Origin of the sequence: Pseudomonas sp. SR18 (assembly GCF_023701505.1) — a bacterium.
Lineage (GTDB): Bacteria > Pseudomonadota > Gammaproteobacteria > Pseudomonadales > Pseudomonadaceae > Aquipseudomonas > Aquipseudomonas cyclaminis.
Window position 1 is genome coordinate 183,953 of the sequence record NZ_JAMQAU010000013.1, and the last position, 21,372, is coordinate 205,324.

The window sequence follows — 21,372 nt, forward strand, 5'->3', positions numbered from 1 at the left end:
AATGCTTTGCATTTGCGCGCGTTATCTATTACCAAACGTATCGGCTTTGAAATATGTTGCGAGATGTGTTTTTTGACGATGCGCGACAGATTTTTTGTCGTTTTCAGAAAGGCCGTAGGCCGTTGCTTAGAATTATTTCGCCTAAATACAGACGATTCACGAAATTGACACATAGTTCAACGCGCGACTAGGATTGCGTCCAACGCCTGTGGCTAACCGCCATGACTCATCCAATAAGAAAAGGCCCGCGCCATGTTAAGTCGTCCGCGGGCCTTCTTTTTTTCGGAGAAAGTCGACACCAGAAAATGCGACATGGAGCCTGGTGTCACTGCGCGTACTCAACCAGAAATAAGGAATACAAGAAAATGTTGAAGCAACGGATGAGTCTGATCGCTCTGGGGATTTTGAGCGCATCGGCAGCAATGGCAAACGACCAGGAGCAATCCAAGGGTTTCGTTGAAGACAGCCACCTGAACATCGCTGCACGTAACGCTTACATCAGCCGTGACTACAAAAACGGCAAGCAAGACAAAGCCGAATGGGGCCAGGGCTTCATCGGCAAGTTCGAGTCCGGCTTCACCCAAGGCACCGTCGGTGTAGGTGTGGATGTGATCGGTCAATACGCGATTCGTCTGGACGGCGGCAAAGGCCGCAGCGGCGCGGGCGGTATCGACTTCTTCAAGAAAGGCGCCAGCGGCGCAGCAGCCGACGACCTGTCCAAAGGCGGCGCGGCGGTGAAGTTCCGCGTGTCGAACACCGTGCTCAAGTACGGCGATCAAATGCCGGCCGTGCCTGTGCTGCAGTACGACAACTCGCGTCTGCTGTCGGAAACCTACACCGGCACCTCGATCGTTTCCAAAGAGATCGAAGGTCTGCAACTGGATGCAGGTCGCTTCACCAAGGAAGCTCGCAAAAGTGCTGAAGGCACCGACAGCGGCAACCTGAAAAACATCAGCTACCTGGGCGGCAGCTACAAGTTCACCGAAAGCCTGTCCGCTGCGCTGTACGCGTCCGACATGGAAGACGTGCTGAAGAAGCAATACGTCAACGTGAACTACGTACTGGCCCTGCCAGAAAAGCAGTCGCTGACGTTTGACTTCAACGGCTACAAAACCAAGCTGGACAAGAGCTTTGCCTCGCAGCGCGGTGATGAAGACGCCCGCGACAACAAAATCTGGAGCCTCGGTGCCACCTGGGCTGTCGGCCCGCACACCTTCACCCTGGCCCACCAGCGCAGCACCGGCGACACCGGCTACCTGTACGGCGGCTATCGCGACAACACCCGCGACACCGGCATCGGCGACGGTGGCAACACCATCCTGCTGGCCAACTCCTACTGGTCCGACTTCAACGGCAAGGACGAGCGTTCGTGGCAAGCCGCGTACGGTATCGACTTCACCACCTTCGGTGTGCCTGGCTTGAGCTACAACGTGGCCTACGTGCGCGGTACCAACATTGACGACGGCAGCGGCCGCGGCAATGGCACCGAGCGTGAAATCTTCAACCAGTTCAAATACGTCGTTCAAAGCGGCCCGGCTAAAGACTTGAGCCTGCGTGCTCGCGCCTCGTGGTTGCGCGTTTCCAACAACGCCAGCAACTACAACGTTGGTGGTAACGAACTGCGTCTGTTCGCCGACTACCCGATCAACGTTTTCTAAGTGATCGCACGTCGCGCCTGATTCAAGGCGATAAAAAACCCCGACTGGTTCGGGGTTTTTTTATGGGCGCGGATCAGTCCTCGCGGCTCTGTAAAATACTGCGGGCCAGCGCTGCATTTTTGTAATTGAGCATCAAGGACAGCCCCTCGTAGGGCTCGATCTTTTTATTGTCGATACAAAGCTGTGCCATCAGCAGCAACACCTGGCGTTTCTTCTTATTGATGCGCACACCGGGTACGCCGAACGCTGCTTTGCGCGTCGCAGGTAAGGGCGCCTCAGGCGTCAATTGCAGCGTTATCCAAATACCCTGCACGAATTGCAGCGAGATCTCTTCGATATGTTCGATGGGCAGCGGCTGCGCCAGGTTATTGAACACAAAATGCTCAGGCGTCAGGCGCAATGCGGTCTGCGGCGCACGCTTGAATCGACGGATGCCCAGCCACAGGAGGCCCAGCCCGACAACACCCAGGCACGCACCTGCGCCGACCGCCGACAACGGCGTGCCTTTCAAACGCTCCGGTGCGAGCCAGACCCGGCTCAGGATAAACACCCCACCCAGCACAAAGGGCAGCCCCGCCAGCGCCATCAACGCGCCTCGCCATGCGCTGCCCTCATGCAATGCACGCTCGCCCTCGGCCGACGCGGCCAGGGTTTCCAGCAGGTGGGTATGCTCGGCGTTCTCCGACACTGCCACTTCCATCACATCGCCAGACAACTGCTCGCGCAGTGCCCGTGGCGCGCTGAAGCAGGCATCGATCTGCGCATTCGCCGCGTCGCTGTCCACCGTGCGGGTTGCGCTGCGCAGGGCATCGTCCAGCGACACGTTCAGCGCTTGCAGGCGTTCGCCGTTGGACGGATGGGAGTCGGTTGGATGGGGTTGATGGATCGCCAGGGCTTCTGGCGGCAGTTGCAATGGGCACTCACGCAAGGCCGCGAGCACGGCGTCGGGCAGATCTATTGCCGACCCGGCTTCACACACCGCCAACAATGACTCCTCAACGTGCGGCTGCAACACCGACACCCGCAAGAGCGCCGACGCCGCCGCGGCATTGCCGACCAGCTGCGCACCGGCCGCATCCGCCAGCAATTCGCGCTCACGGCTCCAGTGGTTCACCGCGTCATCAAAGCGCTGCATGAAAAACACACCGAACATGAACGACGGCCGCATCAGCCGTCCCTGGATAAAATCGCTGGCCAGCATCGTGTCCAACAGCGCTTCCAGGCTGCGATTGACCCCGTCGTAGATCGGCAAAAAGCGCAGGCTGTAATCCGTGTCCTGCCCCGCAAAGTGCGCCAGCTCATGGCCGATCACCGCGCCGACTTCCTCGTGGCTCAGCAGGCCCAGGTACAGCAGCGGCAGATGCAAGGTGCGCCCGCGCAGCGCCGTGTTCGCCGGTTGCACAGTGGCCGCGCTGGACGTCACGTAAAAGCCCTGGGCAAGGCTCACCACAATATGATCCGGCGGCAGCGCGCCGAGTTTGCCCGCCAGTTCATTCACATGGCGCCACAACCCTGGCGCCTGTTCGGGCGTGACCACCTGCCCGAACATCTCCAACGGTTCAGGCATGAACATCCCCAACATGTGACGCAACTGTTTAAGCAACTGCCAGATCGAGTACAAGCAAAACGCCGCAACCACCCCCAGCACCGCCATCAGCTTGACCTCGCCACTGCCCAGCCGGCCGATATGCCACATCGCCAGACCTTCGTAGCTCAACGCCAAAGCAACCGCTGCCGCCATTGCCACCACATGGCTGACCAGCACGTAAGGCAACAAACGGCTGCCCAGGGAGAACACGTGCAGCAACCTTTCCCGCGACTGCCGCGCCCGGCGTCCGGCCCAGTGCGTGCTGGCCAGCGCTGCCACACCGATCAATGCCGCCAGCAGGCCCAGGCCTATGACGCACGGTGCGACGGCGCGTAGCACGCGGTTGATCTTATGGGCCGTGGGCAGTTCGGATTCGATTTTTTCCAGGCGCGAGAGGGCCAGCTGTACGCTGATTTTTTCATGGGTCAGATCGAGCATGGTTGCCGGATCCTTGGCCGCCAGCGCCTGGAGTTGCTGTTTAGCGATGTCCACGGTGATGTGGTAATCGATCATTGCAGTGGTGGTTTCGTCAGCACGCTGACGCTCCCAGCCACCGAGGGCGGCCAGCAACAGCGGGAAAACGACCAGGAGGCAGATCAGTTTCAGGGCGTTCATGGGAGTCCGTTCACGACGCGGAGGGTGTTCAGGTTTATACCGAAAAAAGCGCCCCAAGCCGAGGCGCGCTTCTGTGGGATTGGGTATCTACACAATGCTCGAAGGCTGGCCCATAACTCTGTGATGAGCGTGCAATACCATGGCTCGCCACCGAGCCGATGGACATGCGCGCCGAAGGCAGAAAAAGAGCATAACGGGGCAGAGATCACCAATCCTCACGACGCTCGGAATGCTGGTGAAGAATCCGAAAGACCATCACCCGGTCACCCTTCAAGCTATAGGTCGCTCGATACGGGTACGTGGTGATAATCAGCTCACGGCAGTCGGGCACTGGAGACGCTTTCCCTGCATTAGGAAAACGCTCCAGCATCTCCAGGCAGTGGAGGATGTGGAAGACGGCTGCCTCCCCCAATACCGCGCCGACTAAACCCTCGTAATGCTCGTAAATTCCATCCAGATCAGTTTCCGCTTTGCTGCTTAACGCGATCTTCGGCACGTTTTACCCACTTAGCCTTTACGGCATCCAAATCAGTGACGTTGCCGGCCTCAGCATCTGCAATGCCTTCTTGCACGGCTTTGAAATGCCAGGATTCATCGGCCACGTAGCGGCTCAAAGCCCGCTGCAGGTGATATTGACGATCTCGGTCGGTCGCCTTCGCCAGTTGATCCAACTCGTTGGCAAGTTCGGGCTTTACTCGGAAAGACAGAACGGGAGAGGCTGCCATAACGTTGCTCCGTACATTATCTGTATACGCTGTGTACACGGTATGCAGACGTTATGCTTCGGCTTGTGGTGGGTCAATAGCGGTTTGTCGGTTTGGGGAAGGAGAAGGATTTACAGGCGAATGACTGGGTTGTGTTGAACCAGAAGCAACAAAGCCTCTGCATTTTTGCAGGGGCTTTGTCTTATATGATGCGGCACCAAGAGTCGAGGTTATTGATAATGATTTTTTAAAGTTTCTATATTTGTTGAGGAGCTATCCTACCCCTATTCCTTATCCCTAATTGTATAATTGCCGGCGTTAGATATGCATCGTCGTACGGGTGGTTTGGGTATTTGTCAGAAAAAATACTAACTGAACGTTGAATCAGCTAGACGGCCAATTATAATCGAAGCAAAGCAGAAGATGGCGAGTGCCGTGACTCGATTTATCTTCAGTGTCGTACGTTGCGACTGTTTAGGGTCTTTGAATCGAGCTCCAAGATATATCCACGCAAATCCCACCGTAAAAGTCACAAACAAAAGCGCCACCATAAATTTTACGTAATTTCCCAGTTCAGTGAACGTACTGTCGTGTGCAATAAATGAAACAATCAGGAGGCCTTTGGGGTTGATCAGTGTAAGCAGAAAAAAGTGCTGCCAGGAAAATTGATTCTTGTCTTCTCCAAACGTAATATTTTTATTTCGCCATAGTGTATAGGATGTGTAAAAAAGATAGCCGGCTGCGCATACTTGTATAATTTTTATAGCCCAAGGGGCATATGCTGATACATAAAGTAATGCAACGCCCCATAGCGATACCTGAATCATATAAGCAATGGATTTGATAAAGGCAAGACGCCGAGACGAGCTGAATCCAAACATCATCCCCGCACGGAACAATAGGGTGTTAGTCGGTCCTGGTATTATTAGCAATAGCAAGAGTGCAGAGATAGTATCTAACATACGGGTAGTCCTCGGTTGGCCTATGCTTCTGATCTTATCGATAGATTTACACCGCCAGCATGAATGACCAAGCAACCGTCACTACCATTAAAGCTGCGAAGCTCACATTAAGTATTCGGCTCCAAGTGCGATGGACGAATAATTTGCGTAGCTTACTTCCGGCAAAAAGCCATAAGAAATCGAACACTACACAAACTGCCAGACAGATTGATGCTTTGGTAAACGGCTCCCATGTTGGCGTAATGCCTAGTGTAAAACTGCCTAGTAATGCGGCAAAGGCAGCATACGCTTTTATGTTCGCTACACCTAGCACGAAACCCGCACCAAGCCCCGGGCTTGTTGCTGTTTGCTCGTCATCGATTGGTGGCGCCGTAGCGATGGAATATGCTAGATAAAGAATATAAAGAATGGATACTCCTGTGAGCGTCACCCCCAGAAGAGGAAAGCTCCGAATAAAGATATATAAACCTGTAGTGACCAGTGCTAAGGCGATGATAAGTCCCACAGTAATGCCCGCGAAGAACAGGAGCGAGCGTCTCATGCCATATGCAGCGCCACTCGCTGCCAAGGCCAGTGTGGCCGGACCAGGACTGGCAAGTAGCGCGATGGCAGCAATGGTAAACGTGAACGTCGCTTGAAAAACAGACGGTAGGGTTTCGGACATGGTGCCTCCTTTGAACCACGAAAATACGGCTATTTGGGCAATCCATGTTCGTGGCAGTAGTACACGTTTCTATAGTTTTTCATGAAGTCGATCACCCCGTTGGCTACAGCCATCGGGTCCTCCCGGCGTAGCAATACCTTGGCAATTTGCTCGGCGATCCACCCCATCTCCATCTCTTTCATCCCTAGGCGGGTAATTTCAACCGTACCTAGACGAATACCTGTTTCTCTGTAAGGGTCGATATCCCAAGGCAATGGCATTTCGTTGGCAATAATGTTGGCGGCCTCCAGATGCTGGACCGCATCCCGGCCACACTCAAAGGGTTTTGAATCGATAACGATTTGATGAGTTTGGGTATAACCTTGCTCTCGATAAAATACCGTTACCCCTTGGTTCTCCAATGACCTAGCAAGCGCTTGGGCATTGAGAACCACTTGTGTCATGTAAGAGGTGCCGTACTCAAGCAATTCGGTTGTAGCTACTGCAAGCGCAGCCACGCGATTGATTTGGTGGCTGCCGGTCAATGTGGGGAAAATCGCTGTGTTGATGGGCACTGTTAATTCAGGATCGTTCCAGACAATGACTCCTCCTTGGGGGCCACTGAATGTTTTTCCCGAAGACCCGGTCATTAAGTCCGCCCCCTCTTTTAGTGGGTCTTGAAAAAGCCTGGCGGTAATCAACCCTAGCTGATGGGCAGCGTCGAAATAGACCTTCCCACCCCAGGGCGAAACGATATCCTTTATCTCCTTGATTGGAAGCGCAAATAGTGTGAGCGTCATTCCCAACCCGATTACCTCTGGTCTCAGGTCACAGGCGATCTCACTAAACCGATTAAGGTCTATCTCGCTTGTTTTGTGGATAAAAGGGATGTCCCAGACCTTCAGTCCTCTGACGCCAGGCGGTCCATTCGTCCTGTTGCTAGTGTCTCCGCCTCTGATTACCGGCACTGTCATGACGTTATCTTCAGGTCGAGCCAATGCAGTGTAGGCCGCTAGGACCGCGGCCATTCCACCCATTAATCTATGGTCGGCATACTTGGCATCAAATGCCATCTTCAGCAGTTCTACGCACAACGATTCCAGTTCGTCGATATTTTTCATGCCCGAGAAAAACCGGTTTTCACGACCGATATGCCCACCTGATGCGCGAGTACCCACTTCACTGGAAAGAAGTGCGCGCACGGATGGGCTAGTTGGGGACTCAGCCGCCACAAGATTGATGCACTGTTGCCCACGCCACTGTTCATTTCGTGTAACGGCAGCTCTTACTAGGTCGGCCATGGCGGAGTACGACTGAGCTTGTCTTAATAAATCGCTGGCGTTCTGGAGGCATTGGGCATCGTGCATGTTCTGAATCCCGTGAGGCCTATGGATAATGGGTAAGAGCCTTGCTTCAAGTCAGGCTTTTAGCGGCTTCAGCATGCTGGTTCTCCCACCAGCGATCATTGCCGTGCAGGTTCCGATCGAGATATTTTTCATCTGCCCATGTCATGTTCAGGATGATTCGAATAGCGTCTTCGTTGAGCGGAATCGTGCGATGGAGTGTCGTATCAGTACGAAGAAAATATATATCGCCAGTTTCAAACCCGTACGTTGCAATCGGGTTGTTGCACAGGATTTCATGGATTCGGGGGTTGGATTTATCCCAGGTAGTGTGAGGAACGCATTGCAGCATCCCGCCTTTGGATATCGGCGGCGTCTCGATTATCCAGATCAGTGCGAAACTGTAGTCGCCCCAATGCCAGCCATGAGTGTCACCTTTACGCTCCTGCTTCGTGATTAGGTATTCCTCGTCCTTGGAGACTGAAGCAATAATTTTGGTATCAGCGATCAGGGAAAGTATATCCAGCATGATTTCTGATTTGGATAATGTACTAATTAATTCGCTATTTTCCGCTATGAACTCGCTGCGCACGACGCTCATATATCGCGGCGTATTATCAGTGGTCGCCAGATGTAGATCTCTTCGCTCAATTTGGCGATCAATAAGCCCTTTTACCTCACCGGTAACTTGTTGGCGCAAGACGTCATCTACGACGTCACGCAATTTGATAAATCCATTTCGAGAGAACTCGTTACGCAGTGAAAATATCCTTTCTTCAGGGAAATTTTCTTTGTAATGCTTTTGCAGGATGGCCTTATCAAGTGTGTAATTCATTTCAATTCCTCTAAAATAAACTGAAGCGGATATGGAAATGTTTAGATGCAAACTTTCATTTGAGCAGGTGGCGCTACGTGCGACCGCTCGAAAAAACAATAGGAGCCATTTTCGAAAAAATCTATGATTTTTTCATCGATCTATGGTATGTAAGTTTTTTAAGTGTTTTCTTCACTTTTCGTAAGGTTCGCCCGATGAAAAAGCTTACAAAAAGCGGTCAAAAGTTAGACTCTATTGATCGCGCCCTAATTTTGGCTCTCTACGAAAACTCCCGGACTTCCATCAGAGCGCTCAGCCGTCAAGTGGGGCTGTCAGCTCCAGGTTGCAGTGAGCGCATCAAGCGTTTGGAGATGGCAGGTGTAATTTCCGGATTTAGTTTGGAGTTAGACGCGCAAGCCCTAGGCTTTGCGCTGCAGGCACTGGTTCGGGTAAAGCCACTGCCAGGAAAATTCCAAGAAGTTGAAGGGTTGATCAAGGTGCTTGAAGAATGTGTTATCTGCTACAAAATCACAGGTGACGATAGTTTTGTCTGCCATCTTTACATTGATTCTGTGCGTCATTTGGATGAAACCCTTCAGCAGATCACGCAATTAGCTGACACAAATACATCAATAATAAAAACAGTTGAGCGGAAGCTACCTGCGCTGTGATCATTAATTGAAGAGCGTAGGTGCGTAATATCGGTCCGCCCAGAATGTTGGGTGAACATTTAGTGTTGCGCTATGCGGCATGCGGTGTTTCTAATAGCAAGTACGTAGTAGTATCCAGCTCCTGAATATCCAAAGATGGTTTCCATACGTTCCTTGTTGATTACTGTCGCTCATACATACAGTAACTTAGAATTAAAATGTGTTGCTTAGCTTAAACTGCCAAGGTTTTCCTCAGCGCTTTGTGAGTAAGCGCGTCGTCAGCAGATAGGGCTGGCATGTTGATTGGGAATGATCGTCCAGCTGACGATTTAGAAACCATACGAGATGTTTTCTCTACCGAGTCCAAGGATTATTAACGTGCCAGCGCCCAAAAATAGCAATCTGAATAGCTTTAGCTTGGCGGCTGTGTCGCTGTCGAGTCGCGTGCGCGCCCGTCAGTATTCCGGCCATGAACACTTCCATATCAAATGTCTTAGTCATACGCGACTTCCAATGTAGGAAGCTACGACGTCGACTCTGCCATGCCCCAGTTCGTAGCTGATTTGCTAACGGCCACTTGATCAAGGTCTGGGTCAAGCCGACTGCAATTGCCACCGTTGACCGGGGCAGGATATTTGGTGAGCTGCTTGTAACGTTCACACGTGAATGCCGCACGTAGTTCGCTTTACTCGGACTCGGGACCTTCATGTACTGATCACCGCGAAGCGCTGCCATTGTCCGGTTAACGCTAGATAGCCGGTTCTGCGCGGTGGCGATGGCAAGGTCGCCTCGCTCGACCAAATTACAGTTGCGTGGGCTTTAGATTAGGTGAGGTCCATTCAGCATGGCGGCTTTGCAGCCCTGCTTGGATGGAGCCTCTTGGGCAAGCGGGTCAGCGAGATTTCGCATAAATCCCGTGCCCACGCCGCATGATGATGTTCTCCGCCACCAACGCAATCACCACGGGTTGAATTTCTTCAACCCGCACCTCGCGACCAACCGTCTAGGAATATTCCGCAGTTGCATCGGTAGAGAAAATCCCCGAGCATCGCCTTCCGTAGCCGCGATCCTGTTGAAAATCGCCTGAGCCAGGCTGCCCAGCTGTTCGACTTTTTCAAGCTCAATACTCGCCGCTGCCGAGCGTAAGGTGCTGGCGATTACGGGTAGGAAAACATCGGGTCACCGTCCTGCTGCAAGAGTTGACGCAATGCCTTGAGCATTTCTTCAGGTCGATTGCCCAGGGTATTGAAGGCTTCGACTGCCGCCCCAAGTGAAGGGAGCTTTTCCTTCTTCACCATCATTGCCAGTCGGTTGAGCAGGAATTCAACGTAATTCCCCTTTAGCAGCGGATACGCGGCTGATGTCGCGCTGGAAAACGCTTGGTTGCGTTTGGCGGTCAGCTCGCTGACCTGGGCTCTGTGGGAGCCTGTGCCGATGAAGAGGAAGTAGCCCGGCGTATTCGGGCGGGGGTTGATTGCGTCACGGGCAGCCTTGAGTGCCAGGAGCAGTTGGTTGCCATCGTCGGAGGAAATGGCCTGTTGCACCTCGTCGATGATCAGCACGAGATCGGTCTTGGCTTGGTCGACAACCTCTGTGAGTGCTTGCGCCAATGTGGTGCCGCCGGGGTTGCCGATTCTGTCGAGTTTGAAACCAAACTTGAATCCTGCTGCGCCTAGATCGACATTGCTGACGCGCTTGAGCGTTTCCAAGATTGAAGAGCCCGGCGTTTGCAGTTCTTTGAGGGTTTTGTGGATGGCGTTGTGCACGAGCGTCGCCGGGTTGGCCAGTGTGTCGCTCCAGAGGTCGACGTAAATGACCAGGGCGCTGAAATATGCGGCGCATGCAGTTATCCCTTTTTATGGATACGCCATAATTCTTGCCAATACATAATTCGGCATAAAGGATGAAATCTGGAGTTGTGGCCGAAAAGACGTGATTCAAAAGGAAACGAGGTGAAGCGGGAAGGGGAGATCGAGGATGAATATCCCAGAAACAACAAAGCCCCTGCATTTCTGCAGGGGCTTCGTCTTATATGGTGCCGGCACCAGGAGTCGAACCCGGGACCTACTGATTACAAGTCAGTTGCTCTACCAACTGAGCTATACCGGCGTGTTAGGGCGACGATTATAGCGACTGAAAAGGTTCTGTAAACCCCTGAAATCTGACTATTTTTGCGAAAACCCAAGTTTTCGCAAATCTCCCCGCATTTATGCGCGTCACCCGCCCGAAATCAACGCTCGTGCATCGCCTCTGCGCGGGATTTGATGATGGGTTTGAGCAGGTAGCTCAGGATGCTCTTCTTGCCGGTGATGATGTCCACCGAGGCGACCATGCCGGGGATGATCAGCAGTGGCTTCTCATCGGTGCCCAGGTGGCTGCGGTCGGTGCGTAGTTTGATGATGTAGTAGGTGTTTTTCTTCTCTTCATCCATCACGGTGTCGGCACCGATGGTTTCGAGTTTGCCTTTGAGGCCGCCGTAGATGGTGTAGTCGTAGGCGGTGAATTTGATCATGGCTTCCTGGCCGGGGTGCAGGAAGGCGATGTCTTGTGGGCGGATTTTTGCTTCGACCAGCAGGGTGTCGTCCAATGGGACGACTTCGGCCATGTCGCTGCCGGGCTGGATCACGCCGCCAACGGTGTTGACCAGCATCTGCTTGACGATGCCGCGCACGGGGGAGGTGACCATGGTGCGGCTGACGCGGTCTTCCAGGCCTTTGGACGTGGCCTGGGCCTTGCTCAGGTTGGTGCGGGCTTCGTTCAGCTGGGCCAGGGCTTCGCTGCGGAATTTGCCGCGGGTTTCGTCGACTTTGCGCTGCACTTCGTTGATGGCGGCCTGGGCGCGGGGGATGGCCAGGGTGGTGCCGTCGAGCATGCCGCGGGTTTCAACTTCCGAGCGTTTGAGGCGCAGCACTTCGACCGGCGAGATGGCGCCCTGTTGCACCAGGGGTTCAGACATGCCGATCTCCTGGCGCAGCAGGTTCAGGCTGTTGCGGTACTGCTCCTGCTTGGAGCTGAACTCGCGCAACTCTTGTTGGCGTTGCAGCAGTTGTTGTTGCAGCCCGCCAATTTCGTCTGCCAGTTGCTGGCGGCGGCTGAGGTACAGCGATTCTTCGTTCGAGGCCTGGTTGGGCACGGCTTTGCGTGCGGCATCGGTGATGTTCAGCGGGCGGTTGTCGACTTCCGCACTGAGACGTTCCACGCGCAGTTCCATGGCCACGCGGTCGGCTTCGGTTTCGCCGACGTTGGAGGCAAATCGAGTGTCGTCCAGGCGGATCAGCGGCGCGCCGGCTTCGACGATCTGGCCTTCGTGCACATAGATCTGGGCGACGATGCCGCCCTCCAGGTTCTGGATCTTCTGGATGCGCGACGACGGGATCGCCTTGCCTTCGCCCTTGGTCACTTCGTCGATGATCGCGAAGTGCGCCCACAGCACCAGGAATACGAAGAAACCGATCACGGCCCAAATGGTCAGGCGCACGATGCGGGGTGCGTCGTCGATCAGTGCCTTTTCGACTTCGGGCAGTGGCTGATCATCGAGCGAGTCGCTGCCCTTGAAGTAGCGGAAGATAACGTCTTTCCAATGGCCTGGGCCGGACTTAAGCAACACTGATCTGCCCCTTTTTCAGCGCTTCCATAACGGCCGCTTTTGGACCGTCTGCGAGGATCTGGCCACGGTCGATCACCAGCAGGCGATCAACCAGGCTCAACAGCGAAGCACGGTGGGTGACGAGAATCACCGTCTTGTTTTCGATCACCGACTGCAAGCGCTGCTTGAGGCGCTCTTCACCGGTGTTGTCCATGGCGCTGGTCGGTTCGTCCAGCAACAGAATCGGCGGGTTCAGCAGCAGCGCACGGGCCAGGGCGACGTTCTGGCGTTGACCGCCGGAGAGGTTCTGCCCGCGCTCGCCCACTTGCAGCTCGTAACCTTGCGGGTGCAGCCTGGCGAATTCATGCACGCCGGCGAGTTCTGCGGCTTGCAGCACCATCTCGTCGTCCACGTAGCGGGCGCCCGAGACCAGGTTGTCACGCAAGGTGCCGGCCAGCAGTTGGATGTCCTGGGCGACGTAGCCGATGTTATGGCGCAATTCGCTGACGTCGATCTGGCGGATGTCCACACCGTCCACCAGCAACGAGCCGGAGTCCGGTTGATACAGGCCCACCAGCAGCTTGGCCAGGGAGCTTTTGCCCGAGCCGCTGCGGCCGATGATGCCGATTTTTTCGCCAGGGCGAACATTCAGGTTGATGCCGCGCAGGGCCAGGTTTTGCTGGTTCGGGTAAGTGAAGTCGACCTCACGGAACGTCATCGCGCCTTGCAGCGTTTTGCGGCTGAGCGGGCGTTCGTCGAAGTTGCGTTCCTGCGGCAGCTCCATCATCTGGTCCACCGAGACCATCGTCACCTTGGCTTGCTGGTAGCGTGTCAGCAGGCCCGACAGCTGGGCCAACGGGCCGAGTGCGCGACCGCTGAGCATGTAGCACGCCACCAGGCCGCCCATGCTGAGGGTGCCGTCGATGATCTGGTACACGCCGAAGATAATCATCGCCACGCCCGCTACTTGCTGGATCAGCAAGGTGATGTTCATCGCCAGGCCGGACAGCACTTTGACCCGCAGTTCGAGGCGGCTGAGGGTGCCAATGGTTTGTTCCCACTGGTACTGGCGTTCGCTTTCGGCGTTGTTGACCTTGACCGCGTCCAGCCCGGCGAGGGTCTCGATCAGGCTCGACTGGCGCTCGGCGCCCAGGGCCATGGTGCGCTCAAGTGTCGCGGTCAGTGGCTTTTGCAGGAAATGGCCGATACCCAATGCCAGCGGGAAGGCGACGATGGGAATCCATACCAAGTGGCCCCCCAGTAGCGCGATCACGCCGAGGATGATCAGGGTAAAGGGCAGGTCGATCAGGCTGGTGAGGGTCAGGGAGGTGAGGAAGTCACGCATCCCCTGGAACTCGTGGATGTTGGAGGCGTAGCTGCCGACGCGCGCCGGGCGCATTTTCATCGACATTCCGACGATGCGCTCGAACAGCGTCGCGGAGATGATCAGGTCGGTTTTCTTGCCCGCAAGGTCCAGGCACAGGCTGCGCATCATCTTGAGCAGCAGATCGAACAGGTACGCGCCACAAATACCGATGGCCAGCACCCACAAGGTGGCGGTGGCCTGGTTCGGCACCACGCGATCGTACACGTTCATGACAAACAACGGCGCAGCCAGGGCGATCAGGTTGATCACCAGGCTCGCGGCGATGGCGTCGGCGTACAGCCAGCGGGAGCGTTTGAGGGTGTCTTTGAACCACGAGCGTGCGCGGGGGATCAGCGTGCCGCTGGTGACGTCAAATTTATGCTGTGGTTGGGCGAAGAACACCCGACCGCTGTAATCCTGAGTCAGCGCCTCGCGGGTGACCTGGACTTCGCCGCCGTCGCTTTCGCTGAGCAGCAGGCGGGCGGTATCACCTTCCCATCCCAACAGCACCGCACTGCGTCCTTCCTTTAATAGCAGCAAGGCCGGCAATGCGATGGACGGGATCTGCTCCAGCTTGCGCTGCAGCAAACGCCCCTGCAAACCCGCCCGGGCTGCTGCGCGCGGCAGCAAGTCGGGGCTCAGGCGCTGCCCCGCCAAGGGCAGGCCGGTGGTCAGCATGGCTCGGCTGGCAGGCTTGTAATGCAGCGAGCAGAGAGCCAACAACCCATCTAGCAATGGGTCGTCATGCTGAGCGCGGGGGTCATGGTGAAGTGGCGCCAAACCTATTTCAGAATCCAAGCTGACTCTCTCTTAAACGGTTGTGTGGTCCAACGCCGTCAAGAATCAGTTCATCCCTGGCAGGTTTACCGACGGTTTAATATCGTTTTGCACAACTGATGCCATCGGAGCAACGACGCCCTGGCTTCTCAGCAGTTGGCCCATGTCAGCCTTGATACGGTACTGGGTGTAAACGTAGAGGCTTTTGATCTGTGCCAGACGCTGCTGAGCGGTGAACAGTTCGTTCTCGCTGTCGAGCAAGTCGAGCAGTGTACGCTCACCGAGGCTGAACTGCTGCTGATACGAGGTGCGCACTTTGGTGCTGCGGTCGACGTACTGCTGCGCGATCGGCACTTGCTGGCTGGCATTGTTGTAAGCGTTCCACGCCAGGCCCAGTTCTTCGTTCAACTGACGCAGGGCGTTGTTGCGGATATCCAGCGCCTGGGTGGCTTGGGAAGCCTTGGACTGCAGGCTGGCCTTGTCGCTGCCGCCGTTGTACAGGTTGAACTGCATGTTCAGCATCGCGGAGTAGCCATTGTCATGGCCTTCTTCGCCGCCGATGTTGTTGTTGGCCGAACGTTGCAGCACCGCATCAAAACGCGGGTAGAAGGTCGACTTGGCAGCTTCGTACTGCTTCTCGGCAGCAGCGATGTCCGATTCGGCCGAGCGCAGTACCGGGCTGTCGGCAATCATCGCGCGGCGTGCTTCATCCAGGCTGGCGGGCAGGGCGGTCACGATGCCCATTGGTCGTTCCAGCTGGTCGGGCTCTTTGCCGACAACGCTGAGGAAGTTGGTGTTGGCGTCTGCCAGGTTGGTCTGCTCGGTGATCAGGTTGTTCTGCGCCTGCGCCAGTCGGGCTTCGGCCTGGTCCATGTCCGCCATTCTTCCGACGCCACGGCTGGTGCGCAGTTTGATCTGGTCAAAAATGCGTTCGTGGCTCTTCAGGTTGTCTTCTGCCAGCTGCACCATCTCACGACGGGTCAGGACATCCAGATAAACCTGGGCGACGGTCAGCGCGGTGCGCTCGGAAGTATTGAGCAGCGCATACCCACGGGAATTGGCGGTGGCTTGTTGGCGACCGACTTCATTGACGGTGCCAAAACCCTGGAACAAATTTTGTTGCAGGCGGATGGTCGACTCGCCGCGGTTCAGGGTTTTCCAGTCATGGCTGTTGCTGGCGGCACGGGTCGACGTGTTGTCCGAGCTTTCGCGGCCATAGCCGCCCAGCAGGTCGACTTTAGGCAGGTAACCGCCCTGAGCCTCTCTGACCTGATAGTCAGCGGCAATGCGCGCATTGATTGCTGCCTGGATCTCCGGGTGGTTTTTCACCGCATCTTGCATGGCTTCGGGCAGGGTCTGAGCCTGGACGAAACTGGCGGCTAGAGCAAAAGGCACAGCTTTAAGAAGGTGCAAACGCATTCTGATGTTTCCCCGGGGATTGGTTGCCTGAAAAACCGCAACAAACTTGGAATATTGCATTGGAGTGGCAACTCGAAATGCCCGTTTTTCTAGGGCGCCGGAGGGCGCAAACAGAAAGTCGCGAGGCCGCATAAATATCAATGTGACATTACCTGGCGGATTGTTTAGGATGACGCCCAATAGGTCAATACCTTGACGGAAAAGTAATTTTTCTGACGAGACAACAAAATATTGACGCCAAAGTTTTTTCCAAGAAATTAAGTACTCCAGCTACTGAATCGGCACCAGCGAAAGGGCCGGTCTCCTTGATGGATACCCCCTGAACGGTAATACACGGAGAGTCTTTTATGAGCAGCGTTGCGGTCGTCAAAAGCATTGTCGGTCAAGTGTTCGCGGTTTCCCCGGAAGGGATTCGTCGCCTGCTTGTAGAAGGGGATCGCCTGTTCGCGGGTGAGCAAGTCGATACCGGCGCATCGGGCGCTGTCTCGCTGGAACTGGCCGACGGCCGGATCATCGATTTGGGTCGCGACACTCAGTGGAGCGCAAACGCTCCTGATTCTGTCACCGACCTGAGCGCCGCCACTGCTCAAGCCGCACCGTCCGTTGCCGAACTGCAGCAAGCCATCGCTGCCGGCGCCGACCCGACCCAAGACCTCGAAGCCACCGCTGCCGGCCCGGCCGCCGCAGGCGCAGACGGTGCCGTGGGTGGCGGCCACAGCTTTGTCGTGCTGGAAGCCACCGCAGGCGTGGTTGACCCGACCATCGGCTACCCCACGACCGGCTTGAATGCCGGTGACGCCGTAGGCACTACCCAAACCGGCGCCGACAATAACGGCGTCGATCCGCGCAACGTCACCATCACCCTGACCGCCACGCCGAGCATCACCGAAGCCGGTGGCGTCGTGGTTTACACCGTATTCATCACCCAGGCACCGACCAGCGACCTGACCGTCACCTTGTCCAACGGCCTCTCCGTTGTGATCGCCGCTGGCCAGACCTCGGGCGTGCTGAACGTCACCTTCGCCGGCAATGACACGCCTTACCTGGACGCCTCGTCGATCTCCGCCACCATCGCCGGCACCTCTGGCGGCGGCAACCTGATCATCACTACCGACCCGGCGGCAGCGGTCACGCAGATCGCGGACACCATCGACACCACCACCGTCACCCTGACCGCGACTCCGTCGGTGAACGAAGGCGGCCAGATCGTCTACACCGCCACCGTGACCAACGCGGCGCAGACCGACGTTGTGATCAAGCTGTCCAACGACCTGAGCATCACCATCGAGGCCGGTAAAACCACCGGCACGGTCACAGCCGACACACCTGCCAACCTGGCAGATGGCAAGGACCTGGCCGTCAGCGTCACGATCACCGAGGCGACCGGCGGTAACTACGAAAACCTGGCAATCAATCCCGCGCCAGCCACTTCCACTGTGGTTGCTGTGGATGATCCAAGCGTTTTGGTCGCCGATACCAACACTATTGCCGAAGATGGCGTCGCTACCGGCAACGTGCTGAGCAACGACAGCGACATCGATAACGTGCTGACTGTCGCCACCTTCACCGTAGGCAACACGACCTACAACGCGGGCCAGACGGCTGACATCGAAGGTATCGGTTCCGTCACCATCGGGACTGATGGCGCGTACGTGTTCACCCCGGTCAAGGATTACAGCGGCGAAGTGCCGCAGATCGGTTACACCACCAATACCGGGTCGAGCAGCACGCTGACGATCACCATCACGCCGGTCAACGATGCGCCGGTGATCGACGTGACGGGCACGACCCTGGTCGAAAACACCGCCGTCGCGGGCAGCGTGGCGGGCACGTTTGTTATCAGCGACGCTGAAACGCCGGCTGGCCAACTGACGGTCACGTTCACGGGCGACAACAACAAAGATGGCTACTACGCCATCGTCGACAACACCGTTGTACTGACGCAGAAGGGCGCTGACTTCGTCAACGCCGGCAATCAGCTGCCGCAGATCGACCTGACTGTTACCGACCCCGAAGGCCTAAACTCCAACGCAGCTGGCCAGCCGACCGTGACCCTGGTCAACGACGTGCCGGTGATTGAAATCACGGCTAACACCATTGTTGAAGAAACGGCGGCGGCGGGTACTGTTGCGGGCACTTTTGTTGCCACAGACGAAGAAACGCCGCGTGAAAATCTGACGATCAGCTTCACTGCTGGCACCAACGCAGACGGCTATTACAGCCTCTCCGGCAACAATGTCGTGCTGACCCAAAAAGGTGCTGATTTCGTCAATGCTGGTAATCAGTTGCCGAAGATCGACCTGACTGTCACCGACGCTGGTGGCCTCAGCTCTACTGGCGAAGGGCAGCCGACCGTAACTTTGGTTAACGACGTTCCGCTGATTGATGTCACGCCGACCACTATCGTTGAAAACACCGCCGAAGCAGGTACCGTCGCCGGTACTTTCAATGCCCGTGACGAAGAAACCCCGCGCGAAAACCTGACGATCAGCTTCACCGCTGGTACCAACGCAGACGGCTACTACGCCATCTCTGGCAACAACGTCGTACTGACCGCCAAAGGCGCTGAATTCGTCAACGCGGGTAACCAACTGCCGAAGATCGACCTCACCGTCACCGACGCGGGTGGCCTCAGCTCTACCGGCGAAGGCCAGCCGACTGTGACCCTGGTCAACGACGTACCACTGATCGACATCACGCCGACCACCATCGTCGAAAACACCGCCGAAGCAGGCACAGTCGCCGGTACCTTCAACGCCCGCGACGAAGAAACTCCACGTGAAAACCTGAACATCAGCTTCACCGCTGGCACCAACGCCGACGGCTACTACGCCATCTCCGGCAATAACGTCGTACTGACCGCCAAAGGTGCTGAATTCGTTAACGCTGGCAACCAGTTGCCGAAAATCGACCTGACTGTCACCGACGCTGGTGGCCTCAGCTCTACCGGCGAAGGCCAGCCGACTGTAACCCTGGTCAACGACGTACCACTGATCGATATCACGCCGACCACCATCGTCGAAAACACCGCTGAAGCAGGCACCGTCGCCGGTACCTTCAACGCGCGTGACGAAGAAACCCCACGCGAAAATCTGACTATTAGCTTCACAGCCGGCAGCAACGCAGACGGCTACTACGCAATTTCTGGCAACAACGTTGTCCTGACCGCGAAAGGTGCAGAGTTCGTTAACGCTGGCAACCAACTGCCGAAGATCGATCTGACTGTCACTGACGCTGGTGGCCTCAGCTCCACCGGCGAAGGTCAGCCGACCGTAACGCTGGTCAACGACGTACCGTTGATTGATGTAACGCCGACCACCATCGTCGAAAACACCGCCGAAGCAGGCACAGTCGCCGGTACCTTCAACGCCCGCGACGAAGAAACGCCGCGTGAAAACCTGACGATCAGCTTCACCGCTGGCACCAACGCAGACGGCTACTACGCCATCTCCGGCAATAACGTGGTCCTGACTGCAAAAGGTGCAGAGTTCGTTAACGCTGGCAACCAGTTGCCGAAAATCGACCTGACTGTTACTGACGCTGGTGGCCTCAGTTCCACCGGCGAAGGTCAGCCGACCGTAACGCTGGTCAACGACGTACCGTTGATTGATGTAACGCCGACCACCATCGTTGAAAACACGGCCGAAGTGGGCACCGTCGCCGGTACCTTCAACGCGCGTGACGAAGAAACCCCACGCGAAAACCTGACGATCAGCTTCACCGCAGGCACCAACGCCGACGGCTACTACGCCATCTCCGGCAATAACGTGGTCCTGACCGCTAAAGGCGCCGAATTCGTAAACGCGGGTAACCAACTGCCGAAGATCGACCTGACTGTCACTGACGCCGGTGGCCTCAGCTCTACCGGCGAAGGCCAGCCGACTGTAACCCTGGTCAACGACGTTCCACTGATCGACATCACGCCGACCACCATCGTCGAAAACACCGCCGAAGCAGGCACCGTCGCCGGTACCTTCAACGCCCGTGACGAAGAAACTCCGCGTGAAAGCCTGACCATCAACTTCACCACCGGCGCCAACGCTGACGGCTATTACAGCCTCTCCGGCAACAATGTCGTGCTGACCCAAAAAGGCGCCGATTTCGTCAACGCTGGCAACCAGCTGCCGAAGATCGACCTGACTGTCACCGACGCCGGTGGCCTCAGCTCCACCGGCGAAGGCCAGCCGACTGTGACCCTGGTTAACGACGTGCCGTTGATCGACATCACACCGACCACCATCGTCGAAAACACCGCCGAAGCAGGCACCGTCGCCGGTACTTTCAACGCACGTGATGAAGAGACACCGCGCGATGGTCTGACTGTTAGCTTCACCGCTGGTACCAACGCAGACGGCTACTACGCCATCTCCGGCAATAACGTGGTCCTGACCGCCAAAGGCGCCGAATTCGTCAACGCTGGCAACCAGTTGCCGAAGATCGACCTGACTGTCACCGACGCCGGTGGCCTCAGTTCTACTGGCGAAGGCCAGCCGACTGTGACCCTGGTTAACGACGTTCCACTGATCGATATCACGCCGACCACCATCGTCGAAAACACCGCCGAAGCAGGCACCATCGCCGGTACCTTCAACGCGCGTGACGAAGAAACGCCGCGTGAAAATCTGACCATCAGCTTCACCGCTGGTACCAACGCAGACGGCTATTACAGCCTCTCCGGCAACAATGTCGTGCTGACCCAAAAAGGTGCTGATTTCGTCAATGCTGGTAATCAGCTGCCGAAGATCGACCTGACTGTCACTGACGCTGGTGGCCTCAGCTCTACTGGCGAAGGGCAGCCGACCGTAACTTTGGTTAACGACGTTCCGCTGATTGATGTCACGCCGACCACTATCGTTGAAAACACCGCCGAAGCAGGTACCGTCGCCGGTACTTTCAATGCCCGTGACGAAGAAACCCCGCGTGAAAACCTGACGATCAGCTTCACCGCTGGTACCAACGCAGACGGCTACTACGCCATCTCTGGCAACAACGTCGTACTGACCGCCAAAGGCGCTGAATTCGTCAACGCGGGTAACCAACTGCCGAAGATCGACCTCACCGTCACCGACGCGGGTGGCCTCAGCTCTACCGGCGAAGGCCAGCCGACTGTAACCCTGGTCAACGACGTACCACTGATCGACATCACGCCGACCACCATCGTCGAAAACACCGCCGAAGCAGGCACAGTCGCCGGTACCTTCAACGCCCGCGACGAAGAAACTCCACGTGAAAACCTGAACATCAGCT

The 21,372-nt window shown here is 56.3% G+C and carries 13 protein-coding genes, 1 tRNA gene and 3 pseudogenes; 3 read left to right on the top strand and 14 right to left on the bottom strand.

The features are described from left to right. Nucleotides 1–365 precede the first annotated feature (365 nt). Complete coding sequence (locus NDJ82_RS19545) at nt 366–1,658, top strand: OprD family porin (protein WP_099584434.1); 1,293 nt, start codon at nt 366–368, stop codon at nt 1,656–1,658. Nucleotides 1,659–1,731: 73 nt separating this feature from the next. On the opposite strand, the gene NDJ82_RS19550 is transcribed toward NDJ82_RS19545, so the two are convergent. The 7 genes from NDJ82_RS19550 to NDJ82_RS19580 all read right to left on the bottom strand — a co-directional run bounded on the left by NDJ82_RS19550 (nt 1,732) and on the right by NDJ82_RS19580 (nt 8,348). Then, the gene (locus NDJ82_RS19550) at nt 1,732–3,861 is read right to left on the bottom strand and encodes a M48 family metallopeptidase (protein ID WP_250926114.1); all 2,130 of its coding nucleotides are present in this window, start codon (nt 3,859–3,861) and stop codon (nt 1,732–1,734) included. Nucleotides 3,862–4,066: 205 nt separating this feature from the next. Beyond that, a complete protein-coding gene (locus NDJ82_RS19555) occupies nt 4,067–4,357 on the bottom strand; it encodes a type II toxin-antitoxin system RelE/ParE family toxin (protein WP_250926115.1) in 291 nt (96 codons plus the stop codon). Next, a complete protein-coding gene (locus tag NDJ82_RS19560; protein ID WP_191960154.1) occupies nt 4,320–4,586 on the bottom strand; it encodes a CopG family ribbon-helix-helix protein in 267 nt (88 codons plus the stop codon). The genes NDJ82_RS19555 and NDJ82_RS19560 overlap by 38 nt, the downstream gene beginning before the upstream one ends. A 347-nt stretch (nt 4,587–4,933) precedes the next feature. Continuing rightward, a complete protein-coding gene (locus NDJ82_RS19565) occupies nt 4,934–5,527 on the bottom strand; it encodes a LysE family translocator (protein ID WP_250926116.1) in 594 nt (197 codons plus the stop codon). 46 nt (nt 5,528–5,573) lie between these two features. After that, a complete protein-coding gene (locus NDJ82_RS19570) occupies nt 5,574–6,191 on the bottom strand; it encodes a LysE family translocator (protein WP_250926117.1) in 618 nt (205 codons plus the stop codon). A gap of 29 nt (nt 6,192–6,220) precedes the next feature. Beyond that, the gene (glyA, locus tag NDJ82_RS19575; protein WP_250926118.1) at nt 6,221–7,537 is read right to left on the bottom strand and encodes a serine hydroxymethyltransferase; all 1,317 of its coding nucleotides are present in this window, start codon (nt 7,535–7,537) and stop codon (nt 6,221–6,223) included. 46 nt (nt 7,538–7,583) lie between these two features. Then, entirely contained in the window at nt 7,584–8,348 is a 765-nt protein-coding gene (locus NDJ82_RS19580; RefSeq protein WP_250926119.1) for a HalD/BesD family halogenase, read from the bottom strand. 77 nt (nt 8,349–8,425) lie between these two features. Between NDJ82_RS19580 and NDJ82_RS19585 the strand changes: the two genes are divergently transcribed. Continuing rightward, nucleotides 8,426–8,998: an Lrp/AsnC family transcriptional regulator gene (locus tag NDJ82_RS19585; protein ID WP_250926120.1), complete on the top strand. Its 573-nt coding sequence runs from the start codon at nt 8,426–8,428 to the stop codon at nt 8,996–8,998. Nucleotides 8,999–9,474: 476 nt separating this feature from the next. Here the strand turns inward: NDJ82_RS19585 and NDJ82_RS27530 are convergent. The 7 genes and pseudogenes from NDJ82_RS27530 to NDJ82_RS19620 all read right to left on the bottom strand — a co-directional run. Continuing rightward, nucleotides 9,475–9,659, bottom strand: a pseudogene (locus NDJ82_RS27530) (integrase domain-containing protein); the annotation flags it as partial. Then, nucleotides 9,659–9,775 (bottom strand): annotated as a pseudogene (locus NDJ82_RS27735) (integrase domain-containing protein); the annotation flags it as partial. The pseudogenes NDJ82_RS27530 and NDJ82_RS27735, both read right to left, overlap by 1 nt. Before the next feature lie 94 nt (nt 9,776–9,869). Further along, nucleotides 9,870–10,800 (bottom strand): annotated as a pseudogene (locus tag NDJ82_RS19600) (ATP-binding protein); the annotation flags it as partial. Between the two features lie 210 nt (nt 10,801–11,010). After that, nucleotides 11,011–11,086: transfer RNA gene (locus NDJ82_RS19605), tRNA-Thr, on the bottom strand. A 121-nt stretch (nt 11,087–11,207) separates the two neighbouring features. Continuing rightward, the gene (locus NDJ82_RS19610) at nt 11,208–12,584 is read right to left on the bottom strand and encodes an HlyD family type I secretion periplasmic adaptor subunit (RefSeq protein WP_250926121.1); all 1,377 of its coding nucleotides are present in this window, start codon (nt 12,582–12,584) and stop codon (nt 11,208–11,210) included. After that, nucleotides 12,574–14,727, bottom strand: a complete 2,154-nt coding sequence (locus NDJ82_RS19615) for a type I secretion system permease/ATPase (RefSeq protein ID WP_099584442.1) — start codon at nt 14,725–14,727, stop codon at nt 12,574–12,576. The genes NDJ82_RS19610 and NDJ82_RS19615 overlap by 11 nt, the downstream gene beginning before the upstream one ends. 45 nt (nt 14,728–14,772) lie before the next feature. Next, complete coding sequence (locus NDJ82_RS19620) at nt 14,773–16,125, bottom strand: TolC family outer membrane protein (protein ID WP_112193006.1); 1,353 nt, start codon at nt 16,123–16,125, stop codon at nt 14,773–14,775. Nucleotides 16,126–16,472: 347 nt separating this feature from the next. On the opposite strand from NDJ82_RS19620, the gene NDJ82_RS19625 reads away from it, so the two are divergent. Next, nucleotides 16,473–21,372, top strand: a 4,900-nt coding sequence (locus tag NDJ82_RS19625; RefSeq protein WP_250926122.1) for a retention module-containing protein, incomplete at its 3' end; no start/stop codon positions are given.